We start from the raw sequence: 12,190 nt of genomic DNA, 5'->3' as shown, positions 1-12,190 counted from the left end.
CGTGTCACTGCTCCGCATCGGCGGGTAATCATGTTCACTCCGACAGACGCCGCGACGGCTGTCGTCACGCAATGGCGATGGCAGCGCGCCGCGTCTGCCACACGTAGACCGGCAACCCCAGCGCCAGCAAAATGAGATTCCAGTACGCCGCATCCGCGCCCGCACCAATCACGGCCCAGATCGAAAAGCCGAACGCGGCACAGGCAAGCAGCGGATCGCGCAACGGCACCGGGCGCCCTTCCCGATATGCCAACACCACGTCCGCCATGGCGCAGAACAGATAGGCAACCACGTTGCTCAAGGTGGTCAGCAGCACCACGAAGGTGAACATGCCGACCATGCCGCGGCTGTAGTTCGCCAGCACCAGCAGGCTGTTGACCACGGCTGCGACCAGCAAGGCCGGTACGGGTGCGCCACGCCTGGATTCGCGCGCGAAGAACCTCGGAAACAGGCCGTCCTGCGCCACCGCCTGCGGGAACTGCCCGGCGATCAGCGTCCAACCGTTGAGTGCGCCGAAACAGGATACGGCGGCGGCTCCCGCGATGAGATAGCTCGCCCATCCGCCCCACAGGATCTGCCCCGCATCCGCGAACGGCGCCTGCGATTTCGCCAGCACCGGCGCGGGCAGCATGCCCATCACCGCCGCGGTGCAGGCCACATAGACCAGCGCCGCGATCAGAGTTCCCAGCAGGGTCGCGCGCGGAATGGTTTTCTCCGGATCACGCACATGCCCCGCCGGGATGGTTGCGCACTCCACGCCCACGAATGCGAACAGCGTCGCCGTCATGCTGATGTTGATGGCGCTCCACGGCGATCCCGCATCCGTTCCTGGCTTCAGCAGGTGCGGATTGAAATGCGCCAGCCCGAACAGCACCAGGGCCAGCAAGGGCGCAATCTTCAGCACCGTGGTCACCACCTGCACCACGCCCGCGCTGCGCACGCCGGCCATGTTCACGAAGGTGGCCGCCCAGATCGCCGCCAGCGCGGTCAAGGCACCGAACAGCGGACTGGCGCCCACTGCCGGCACGAAGGCCGAGAGATAGCTGGCGAAGGCCACCGCAATCGCCGCGTTGCCGCCGATCGACGAGAACCAGTAAATCCAGGCCACGAGGAAGCCGATGCAGTCACCGAAGGCCTCGCGACTGTACGCATAGGGACCGCCGGCGCGCGGCGCGCGCCTGGCGAGGCGATAGAACACGCCTGCCAGCAACAGTGCGCCCACGGCACTCACCAGCCAGCCCACCAGGCTGTAGCCGCCGTAGGGCGCCAGCGTCGCGGGCAGCATGAATACACCCGACCCGATCATGTTGCCCAGCACCAGCGCTGTGGCTGTAGCCAATCCGATCTGCCGCTTGCTTGCACTCATGTTCGCTGGTCACCCGATGGAGAGTCTGACTTTGCCCGTCATCCCGATGCAGGCCAGAAGCGCTTCACGACAGCGCAGTTGCTCGTCCAGTAACGACCATGCCTGTTCAAGCCACGTGGTTCCTGGATGACTCGCTGCGCTCGCCCTTTCGGGACCGCCTGCGGGCGTTCTGCGCGCTTCGTGCTTGTCTGCGTCGGAATGACGAGGGTTGAGCTGATCGGTACGACCAGTCGATGGGTTTATTGCTTGATGTTGCCTCCATGCCCAAGCAGGAGCAGGAAGCTCGCCGCCGACCAGCTGAAGTTCTGCGACTGGTAGCCGTCCCCCGTCAGCGGATCGTAGTTCTCGCGGAACGTTGCCTGCCCCGCCGCCAGCCCCTTCGCGTCGAGCACCAGCCGGCGCGCCATCGCATCGGCCTCGGTGCGGTAGCCGTAACGCCGCAGCGCCTCGACGCCGAACAGCGACTGGTCCATCCACACCGGCCCGCGCCAGTAGCCCTTGATCGGCGAGAAGCGCGGATCGTCAGCAGCCAGCGTGGGAAACGGCATGGTCGTGGCGAACTTGCGCGGATCCATCATCGTCTTCTCGACCGCTGCAGCCTGCGCCGCCGTTGCCACGCCGGCCCACAACGGCGTCCAGCCTTCCGAGCCGTACACACGCACGAGAGCTGGCTCGCCGAGTTTCGCATCGAAGAACCAGCCCAGCTTCGCGTCGTACATGCGCGACTGGATCGCGCGCTTCATCGCGCCGCCCTGCGCCTGCCACTGCTGCTGCTCCTGCGTCTTGCCCAGCACGCCGGCAATCTGCGCCAGCTCCGTCGCCTCGCGGTAGAGATAGGCATTGAGATCGACCGACTCCTGATCCAGCGACCACGCGTGCTCGCCGTTCTTGAGCATCTTCGCGCCGTCGAAACGCACGGCGTTGTCCATGCCGCTTTCCCACGCCGCGGCGATGCGCGTACCGTCGGTGGAACCGAATTCGGCGAGGCCGTTGCGATCGTGGTCGCGATCCGCGAACCACCAGCGGTGGTAGCGCACCAGCTTGTCGTACATCTCGGCGAGGAAGGTGCGGTCGCCGGTGGCCCGATACACCTCCATCACCGCCCAGGTCGCCAGCGGCGGCTTGCTGTCGCGCCAGTTGTCGTCGGCGCGATGGATGAAGACGCAGTCGGGCACCATGCCGTCGGCGCCCTGGTAGTCGAACATGGCGCGGATCTGCTCGCGCGCGAGATCCGGCGCGAACCACGCCAGCGCCGCCGCGTGTTTCCACGAATCCCAGGCCCAGAAGCCGTTGAAGTCGGGGTTGGAATAGGAGGGGATCACGCCATCGTGATGCACGTCGCCGCGTGCCGCACGCCAGTTGCCGATCAGGGTGACGACGGCCTTCGCGGCCACGCGTTGCGCCACGTCGTCGGGCAGGCCGGAAAGATGGCTGGCCGCTACGGATTTCAGGTAACCGGCCCAGCGCGTGCGGTTGGCGTCCCAGGTGTGGGCATAGTCGATGGCAGGCGGCTCCGCACGGGCGTCGTAACGCAGCGTCTGCACCACGTAGAGCGTGACGGATTGACCGGCCGCAAGATGCAACGGCTTGTCCAGCGCGATGCGATAGCTGTTGCCCGACACGACGGCATGGTCCGCGACCAGGCCATCGGCATGCAATTGCGTGACGAGCGTGGAAGGCGAGTCGGCAAACCCTTGCACCACCGCGTCGCCATCGCTGGCGAGATGGCTGCCCGGCAACGGCAGCGCGCGCCCTTCGATCGCCAGCTCGATATCGCGAGTCTTTCCCGCGCTCAACTCGAGGCGCACCAGGGCGTGCCACGAATCCGCGAAGAACAGCGCCTGCCGCACGCTGAGGTCGCTTGCCGAGAACGTGCGCTCCAGTGCGCCCGGCACGGCATGGCTGGCCACTTCCTTGAGCGCGATGTCGCTCTTCCCGCCCGTATCGCGCAACGCCAGCGCGGCGAAGCGCGTGCCCGTCCACTGTCCCGTGCCGAGGCTGTGCACGAAGGGGCCGGAGAAGCCCGCGCCCCTGTCACCGGCGCGCGGCAGGCTGTAGCCCTGCCACGCACCCATGTCGAAGAAGATGTTGAAACTGCGATCTGCCGCCGTGCGCGGCGTACCGTGGAAATCCAGCAGATCCTGATAGTGCGCGACAGGCTGTTGCATCTGCGCAGCGTTCGCGCCAGCGGCCACGAAGGCGGCGACGACGAAGATCAGGGGCCTGGCGAGTGGATGCATGGAATCGTGTCTCCGTATGAACCTGCGCGCGTGGCCAGTCTGCCTCACGGCCTTCCGGAAAAGGCCGCCGGCCCGCATCGCACCCGCCGCGAATGCGACCGGTGCCATGCAGGCCGACGAGCTTCAGCGGGCGGACATCAGAACTTGTACTTGACCTGGAAGTTCACCTCGCGACCCTCGATGGAGCGAGCCAGGATCACGCCGCCGCTGCTGGCGAAGCCGAACAAGCGCGCGTTGCCCTCCGTGATGCCGATCTGGTTGGTCATGTTGGTGCCGCGCAGGCTCAGCACCCACTGCTCGCCGATGTTGGCGTTGGCGCCGAAGCTCAAGTCGTAGTAGCTGCCCATCGGCTGCTGCTGCAGCTGGTCGCTGAAACGATCGCCGATGTGTTCGTAGGTGGCCCAGAACTTCAGGCTGCCCCAACTGGTCGGCACTTCGTAGGCCGGCGTCACGCGGTACTGGATTTCCGGCTGGCGATCCACCTGCATGCCGTTGATGCTGCTGCACTGGTAGCTGCCGTCCTGCGCCTGGTACGTCACGCAGCCCGAGTAGCGGTTGTAGTGGCCATGCATGTAGTTGCCGCTGAGCGCGAGGGAGAAGTTCTCGAACGGCTTGAGCATCACCTGCGCGTTGACGCCATTGGTCATCGAACCGTAGACCAGGCTGACCAGCCCCGTGCTCAACTGGATCGAATACGGCACGCCGATGAACTGGCGGTGGTACACGCCGACGTCCGCGTAGATCCACGATGCCTGGTACTTGAAGCCCATCTCGTAGTTGTGGATGTGCTCGGTGGGCGGGTTGCCGAGGTTCACGATGTCGTCGAAGCTGGGCAGGAACGCGCCGTTGTTGACGCGGCCGTACAGGCTCATGTTGCTGGCCAGCTCGTAGTTGGCGCCCAGCGTCCAGGAAGCCGCGCCGCGGTTCTGGCCGTAGTGGGTCCAGCTGTCGATCAGGTACTCGGCCTGATTGTTGTAGACGGTGAGGGGGTTGGCGTCGAGGTCGCCCGACGCGGTGTTCTGGAAGTTGCCGCCGATGTTGTCGTGCTGCCAGCGCATGCCGCCGTCGAAGCGCCACTGGCCCACGGTCCAGTTGTCGGCGAGGTAGAACGCCGTGGTGGTGGCGTGCCAGTGCTCGTTGAACGCCATCCACGAGGCCGGGCCGGGCGCCCAGAACAGGCCCTGCTGGTCGGTGAGCTGGTAGACGGTGCCACCGACGTTGTAGTTCACCGCGATCGGGGTCGGGTTGGTCTTCGCCTGCAGCAGCATGTTGAGGCCGTCGTCCTCGGAGTGGTCCATGCCGTACACCGCGGTGTAGTTGCCGAAGGTCAGCGTGTTGCCTTCGAAGATTTCCTTGCTCAGCTGGAACTCGTTGCTGATCGAGTGGATGCGCTTGTGGATGTACTCCGGGTTCTGCACCGTGACGTTCTGGTTCAGGTCCGCCGCCTGGCCGTTGTTGGTGTAGACCGCGGTGGCGGTGCCACCGGCGGGCAGGCCGAAACCGGCGACGGAACCGGCGATGAAGTCGCCCAGCGAGCTCGGGTTGGCGCCGGTGCTGAAGAACGCCGTGGTGTCCATGTTGCCGCCGACCAGCAGCGCCTTGTCGGAGAGCGACCAGCCGTTGTCGAAATCCAGGTCGAGGTTGGCGCCGACCACGTGCATGTCGCCGCCCTGGCCGTTGGCCATGTCGATGTTCTGGCCGGTGGGCGTGCAGCCGTTGGTGAAGCACGGCGTGGTCTGCAGGAACTGGTAACGGTCAGCGTTGCTGCCGAAGGTGCCGGTGAGCGGATTGAACCCGGGATACGGCGTGAACTTGCCCGCAGACGGGTTGTAGATCGGCGTGTCGGTGACCCACTGGTTCTTGTCCTTGAGGTCGCGCGCGTAGAACATCAGCGAGCCGTGCTCGAGATCGTGGCTGAGCGTGGCGCTGAGCTGGCCGCCCTTGTCCGAGGGGAACTGCGGATCGCGCACGCCGTCCGACTTGCGCCAGAAACCGCCCACGCTGGCGTACCACCCGCTGTTCGCGCCCAGCGGGAAACCGTAGAAGCCGTCCAGCCGCTCGCTGCCTTCCGATCCGTAGGTGATGCCGATGTCGCCGCCGGGCTTGGAAGAGCCTTCCCGCATGATGAAGTTGGCGATCAGGCCGGGCTGGCCGTTGCCGTACAGCACCGAGGTGCCGCCCTGCACCGCTTCCACGCGGTCGATGGTGTCGTCGAGGCGGAACATCGCGTCGGTGAAGTAATCCCACTTCGGGAACAGCGGCGAGCCGTTCATCTGCAGCGTCACGAAGGGCGCGCCGCTGTCCGACGGGAAGCCGGCCACCTCGATGTTCGCGCCGGTTTCGCCGCCTGACGATTCGGGGTAAACGCCCGGCGAGAGCTTCAGCAGATCGGCCGTGCTGACCGGGTTGAGTTCCCTGATCTGCTCGCTGGTCGCCGTGGTGATCGAGTAGCTGGCGTCGATCTTGCGGATGCCGCCGACCGTGGGCGTGCCGGTGACCACCACCTGGTCCAGCGTCTGTGCGGACTTCGAGTCCGCCGACTGCTGCTTCGTCTTGCCGGTCTTCGCCGGCGCGGCCTGCTGCGTCGATGGCTGCGTGGCGGTGTCCTGCGCAAACGCCGCGCCCGACAACAGCATGAGGCTGATGGCCGCCGCCAGTGCGTGTCGTCGATTGATCCGCTGCTGATTCTTCATGTTGGTCCCCTCCCGGAGTAGTTGTTGGCCTTGGCTGCTGCGCAGGCGTTTCGCACGGACCAGCTCACCGGGCTTGTCGCCTCTTTAGGAGCGGCCGGCTTGGACGCGAAGTCCACGCCTGTGGATGCATCGTATTACAAAATGTTTATTCATACTACAATATGAAAATAGTCATGGCGCCTGCGCGCAAAGCCTCCATTCGCAGCCGAACGGCAGACCAGATGGTCATGTTTCGCGTCGTTTGAATCGAACAAGCGGCCGCCAACGGACGCACCCAGCAAACAAAGACGGGGCCTTGCGGCCCCGTTGCCCTTTCTCACCGACAGTCGGCCTGCTCAACCTTCGTGCAGCACCGCATCGAGCTTTTCGAGGAACTCCGCGGCGTCGCGTTGGCCGAACACCACCGGCGGCTTGATCTTCAGCACGTTGTCGGCAGGGCCTTCGGTGGAAAGCAGCACGTGCCGCGCCTTCATCGCCTCGACCACCTGCCTGGCCTTGGCGCGGTCGGGCGTGCGCGCCGCGGTATCGCTCACCAGTTCGGCGCCGATGAACAGGCCGCAGCCGCGCACGTCGCCGATGCAGGCATGGCGGCGCTGCAGGTCGCGCAGGCCGTCCATCAGCAGGTTGCCGACCGCCTGCGCGTTGTCCTGCAGGCGCTCTTCCTGGATCACGTCGAGCACGGCCAGCGCGATGGCGCAGGACACCGGATTGCCACCGAAGGTGTTGAAGTACTCCATGCCGGTGACGAAGCTGGCGGCGATCTCCGGCGTGGTGACCACGGCGCCGATGGGGTGGCCATTGCCGATGGGCTTGCCCACGGTGAGGATGTCCGGCACCACGCCCTGCCGCTCGAAGGCCCAGAAGTGGTCGCCAGCGCGGCCGAAACCCACCTGCACTTCGTCCGCGAGGCAGAGACCACCGGCGGCGCGCACGATGGCGTAGGCTTCGCTCAGGTAGCCGTCGGGAAGCACGATCTGACCGCCGCAGCCGAGCAGCGATTCGCAATAGAACACCGCTGGATCGAAGCCACGTTCGCGCAACCCCGCGATCTCGGCAGGCAGCAAATCGGCGTAGCGCCTGCCTGCAGCGGCCGGATCGCGGAACGCGCCCTGGTAGACGTCCGGCATGCCGACCACGCCGACGTGCGCCACCTGCCCCTCGCCGCCCTTGCCGTTGAACTTGTACGGGCTCAACTCGACCATCGACGGCGAATGACCGTGGTAGGCGTGGTCGAGCACCAGCACACCGCGCTTTCTGGTGTGGGCGCGCGCGAGGCGCAGCGCAAGGTCGTTCGCCTCGGTGCCCGAATTGGTGAGGAATACCACCGACAGCGGCGCCGGCAGCGTCGCCACAAGGCGCATCGCATACTCGACGATGTTGTCGTGCAGGTAGCGCGTGTTGGTGTTGAGTCGCGCCATCTGCGCCTGTCCGGCCGCCACCACGCGCGGATGGCAATGCCCGACGTGACAGACGTTGTTGACCATGTCGAGGTAGGCCTCGCCATGCTGGTCGTACAGCCATACGCCTTCGCCACGCACAATCTTCAGCGGCTCGCGGTAGGACACGCTGAGCGTGGGGTTGAGATAACGCTTGCGCAGGTCCAGCAGCTCGGCATTGCCGCGCGCGGGTACACCGCCAAGGACGGTTTCGGCGACGGTGCGATCACTCATGGCAGGTTTCCAGGAAAGGGGCGACGATGGCATTCGGGTCGATGCCGGCAAGCGTATGCAGCAACGCGCGCACGCCCTGTTGCGACACCAGCACGAAGGGATTGTCCGGCTGCTGGCGGTGTGCACGCGTGGCCATCAGCACACTGTGGCAGAGGCGCGCGACGATGAAGTCGTACAGTTGTTCCAGCTCGACCCGCGTCAGCGGGCACAGGTCGAGGCAGCCGCGCACGATCGCCTGCGCGCAGGCCACGGGATCGGCCTCGTGCTGCATGGCATAGGTGCAGGCGATGGCGAGTTCGCACAGTCGGAAGCTGGTGCACATGTCGCCGAAGTCGATGATCGCGTCGACCTTGCCGCCACCCTGCCCGTCCAGCACCACGATCACGTTGAGGTCGTTGGCGTCGTTGTGCAGCACGGTGATCGGCAATTGTGCGCGCCACACCGGCAGCTTCGCGCAGAATGATTCCGCCTGCGCCGCCACGATGGCGCGCAGCGCTGCGTCCTCGATATGGGCGATCTCGCCGCGTACCGCAGGCAGACTCATCAGGTTCCAGTCCTGCGCGCGGCCCGCAGCAGGGTGCCGGAAATCCGCGAGACCGCGGATCAGCAGGCCCACGGCCCGGCCCAGGCTTTCGTGCAATGCCGGGCGGCGATTGGGCGACACCGCGGTGATAGCCTCGGCATAGGTCATGCCAGGCACGAAGCTCAGCATGCGCACATGCTGCACGCCATCTTCCATAAACAACGCCAGCAAGTGCTCGCCATCGATGCTGGACATCACGCGCGGCCATTGCAGCGAGGGTTCGCGCGCAGCCAGGGTCAACATGGCCTGGTTTTCCAGATCCAGGTCGGCGTAGGCCCACGACGGGTGCGCCACCTTCAATACGTAGTCGCCGTGCTCGCCGCTGATGCGGAAATTCTGGTCGGCATACGATGGCAGCGCACGCACCTCGCCACACACGCGCCAATACCTGTCGGCCAACGCCAGCGCAGCTTCGGGGGACAAGGTGGACACGGGCGAGCACCCTCGTGACGGAAAGGCATATAGTATTACAAATATACACAACCTCGACCCGAGGCAAATCCATGCTCAAACCCCTGCTCGCCACGCTGCTCGCCGCCGCCGTCGCCACCGCGGCTGTTGCCGCTCCCGCTGATGCCGGCAACCCGCAACACGCGCATCTGCAGGGCGCGGCGCTGCTGCACCAGCGGGAGCAGATGAGTTTCGGCGTCTACTACTACCCGAAGCAGTGGCCAGAAGCACAATGGCAGCGCGACTTCGACGGCATGGCCAAGCTGGGCTTCGATTTCACGCACATGGCCGAGTTCAGCTGGACCTACCTGGAGCCGAAGGAAGGCCAGTACGACTTCACCTGGCTGGACCACGCCATCGCGCTGGCGCACGCGGCGGGCCTGCGCGTGATCCTGGGCACGCCTTCGGCGGCGGTACCGAGCTGGATGGGCCAGCGCTACCCGCAGGTGTATCGCGTCGACGAGCACGGCCAGCGCCACGAGCACGGCATCCGCGCCGAAGTGTCGCTGACCGATCCCACCTACAAAGCCTTCGTGGCGAAGATCGTCACGGCGATGGCGCAGCGCTACGGCCACGATCCGCGCGTGTGGGGCTGGCAGATCGACAACGAGCCCAGTACCTTCCCCGACTTCAGCGACAGCGCACGCAAGGCCTTCCAGGACTGGCTGCGCAAGAAGTACGGCACCGTCGATGCGATGAACGCGGTATGGGCCGGCTCGTTCTGGAGCACGCGCTACGGCAGCTTCGACGAAGTGCTGCTGCCCAACACCACGCTGGCCGCCGAGGACAAACTGAGCCCGCACGCCGTGCTCGACCTTGCACGCTTCCGCGCCGATACGCAGGCGCAATTCCTCGACGACCAGGCCGACATCATCCACAAGTACGCCGGCCATCGGCAGTGGGTGACCACCGACTACACCAACGTCAGCACCGACACCGACCCGCGCCGCACGCGCGACCTCGACTTCCCCACCTTCACGCTCTACCCGGTTGCCGGCACCAACGTGCTGGGCGGCGACAGCTACGCCGTCGGCAAGCCCGCGAACCTGATGGAGGCCGCCGCCTATTTCCGTCCCGTCAACGGCACCTTCGGCGTGATGGAGCTGCAGCCCGGCCAGGTGAACTGGGCTTCGATCAACCCGCAACCCATGCCTGGCGCAATCAGTATGTGGATGTGGCATGCCTTCGCCTCCGGCGCCTCCCTGCTCGCCACCTATCGCTACCGCCACCCGTTGCGCGGCAGCGAGATGTACCACGAGGGCATCGTGGGCACCGACGGCGTGACGCTCTCGCGCACCGGGCGCGAATTCACCGACACCCTGCGCGACATCAAGGCGTTCGAGGGCAAGCTCGATCCGTCAGCGAAGCTGCCGGAGCGCCTCGCCGCGCGCTACACCGGCTACCTGTGGAACCAGGACGTGTTCTGGGACCTGGAAATCCAGCCGCAGACCACGCTGTGGAACACCTGGGCCTACCGCAACGGCTACACGCTGGCGGTACAGACCACCGGCGCGCCGATGGACTTCATCGCCGAGGACAGCGACTTCAGCCGCTACCCCTTCCTCATCGCGCCGGCCTACCAGATGGTGAGCCCCGCGCTGGCGGCAAAGTGGAAACGCTACGTGGAACAGGGCGGCCACCTCATCCTCACCAGCCGCACCGGACAGAAGAACGAGCTGGGCCAGTTTCCCGAAGGGCCGTGGTACGCACCCATCCTCGACCTGATCGGCGACGACGTGGACGGCTTCGACATGCTGCCGCCCAGCGTCGACGCCGAGGTGAAAGCCAGCGGCAAGACACACGCCTGGCACCGCTGGGCCGACATTCTCACGCCACGCCCCGGCACCGAAGTGCTCGCCACCTATGCCGACCACTACTACGCCGGCAAGGCCGCGGCGACCACGCGCAAGCTGGGCAAGGGCACGGTCACCATGATCGGTGTCTCCACCGACGACGGCGAGCTGGAGCGTGCGATCGTGCGCGGCGTCTACCAGAATGCCGGCGTGCCCATCGAAGACTTGCCTGCTGGCGTGTTCCACGACTGGCGCGGCGGCTACGACTTCATGGTGAGCTACAACCCCAGACCGTTCGACCTGCAGCTGCCCGCTTCCGCGCATGTCGTGGACGGCCAGGTGCCGCTGGCGCCTGCCGGCGTACTGATCTGGAAGGAAGGCACGAAGTAGACGCTGTCCCGTAAGCACACCCTGCCGTTTTCTCGTCATTCCGGCGCGGGCCGGAATCCAGCGACCGCATGGTTTGGACAAGCGTAATCGCCACTGGATCCCGGCCTGCGCCGGGATGACGAGCAGCAGCCAAACGTCTCTCAAAAAGCTTGTACCTGCACGGCGGTATCATGCACATCCGCCGCGCATGGCCGACCTCGCCGGGCCGCGCAACCCACTCTCGCCAGGGGATCCGCCGGGCATGGCCTCCGAAATCCACACTTTCATCCACCTGCTTTTCATCGGCGTGGTGGCGCTGTTCCCGGTGGTGAATCCCATCGGCACCGCCTTCGTGGTGATGCCCTACCTTTCGCAACTGGACAAGGCGAGCAAGAAGCAGGCGGTAGGCAAGATCACGCTGTACGCGTTCTGCATCTGCACCGTCACGCTGATCGCCGGCGAGTGGGTGCTGAAGCTGTTCGGACTGTCGATTCCCGTGGTGCAGCTGGCCGGCGGCATCATGATCTGCAAGATGGGCTGGGGCTTCCTTACCTCCGACAAGGACGACAGCGCCGACAGCAACAGCAGCGGCGATGTTGCGGAGCCCAGGCACAAGAATATCGACAACCTGCTGTTCTATCCCCTGACGTTCCCGTTGACCACCGGCGCGGGCACCATCTCGGTGCTGCTGACCCTGAGCGCGCATGGCGCCGACGCCGACCTGCGCCAACTGGCGCTCAACATGGCGGCGATCCTGCTCGCCATCGTGGCGATGTGCGCGCTGGTGTATGTGTTCTACCTCAACACGCAACGCATCGAGCGCTACCTCGGCTCGCAGGGCGAGAAGATCTTCAACCGGCTGATCGCGTTCTTCATCTTCTGCATCGGCCTGCAGATCGCTGTCGCTGGTCTCAAGGCGCTGTTTGCCTGAGGCCTTGCCTGCAAAGGCAGAGTGCCTGCAACGCAATACTTGAGATCCATTTTCGACCCAGGCGGACCTTTGCAAACATGGCGAGTCCAGCTGGC

Annotated in this window: 7 protein-coding genes; 2 read left to right on the top strand and 5 right to left on the bottom strand. The window is 65.6% G+C overall.

The annotated features are described in order from the left end of the window. Positions 1 to 64: 64 nt before the first annotated feature. The 5 genes from IHE49_RS11235 to IHE49_RS11215 all read right to left on the bottom strand — a co-directional run bounded on the left by IHE49_RS11235 (position 65) and on the right by IHE49_RS11215 (position 8,984). Positions 65 to 1,366 (bottom strand): amino acid permease, encoded by a 1,302-nt coding sequence (locus tag IHE49_RS11235; RefSeq protein WP_192157885.1) that lies wholly within the window; start codon positions 1,364 to 1,366, stop codon positions 65 to 67. Between the two features lie 239 nt (positions 1,367 to 1,605). Further along, on the bottom strand, positions 1,606 to 3,606 hold the full coding sequence (locus IHE49_RS11230) for a trehalase family glycosidase (protein WP_192157883.1): 2,001 nt from the start codon (positions 3,604 to 3,606) through the stop codon (positions 1,606 to 1,608). A 137-nt stretch (positions 3,607 to 3,743) separates the two neighbouring features. After that, positions 3,744 to 6,299 (bottom strand): TonB-dependent receptor, encoded by a 2,556-nt coding sequence (locus IHE49_RS11225; protein WP_192157880.1) that lies wholly within the window; start codon positions 6,297 to 6,299, stop codon positions 3,744 to 3,746. Positions 6,300 to 6,634: 335 nt separating this feature from the next. After that, positions 6,635 to 7,969: an aminotransferase class III-fold pyridoxal phosphate-dependent enzyme gene (locus tag IHE49_RS11220; RefSeq protein WP_192157879.1), complete on the bottom strand. Its 1,335-nt coding sequence runs from the start codon at positions 7,967 to 7,969 to the stop codon at positions 6,635 to 6,637. Next, positions 7,962 to 8,984 (bottom strand): phosphotransferase, encoded by a 1,023-nt coding sequence (locus IHE49_RS11215; protein WP_192157877.1) that lies wholly within the window; start codon positions 8,982 to 8,984, stop codon positions 7,962 to 7,964. Before IHE49_RS11215 ends, IHE49_RS11220 begins: the two co-directional genes overlap by 8 nt. A gap of 71 nt (positions 8,985 to 9,055) precedes the next feature. On the opposite strand from IHE49_RS11215, the gene IHE49_RS11210 reads away from it, so the two are divergent. Together IHE49_RS11210 and IHE49_RS11205 are read left to right on the top strand one after the other, a co-directional pair. After that, complete coding sequence (locus IHE49_RS11210; protein WP_192157875.1) at positions 9,056 to 11,185, top strand: beta-galactosidase; 2,130 nt, start codon at positions 9,056 to 9,058, stop codon at positions 11,183 to 11,185. Between the two features lie 241 nt (positions 11,186 to 11,426). Beyond that, positions 11,427 to 12,095, top strand: a complete 669-nt coding sequence (locus tag IHE49_RS11205; protein ID WP_192157873.1) for a MarC family protein — start codon at positions 11,427 to 11,429, stop codon at positions 12,093 to 12,095. Positions 12,096 to 12,190 lie beyond the last annotated feature (95 nt).

This window comes from Rhodanobacter sp. 7MK24, from assembly GCF_014842995.1.
Taxonomy (GTDB): domain Bacteria; phylum Pseudomonadota; class Gammaproteobacteria; order Xanthomonadales; family Rhodanobacteraceae; genus Rhodanobacter_A.
This window is presented reverse-complemented; position numbering and strand designations above follow the sequence as displayed.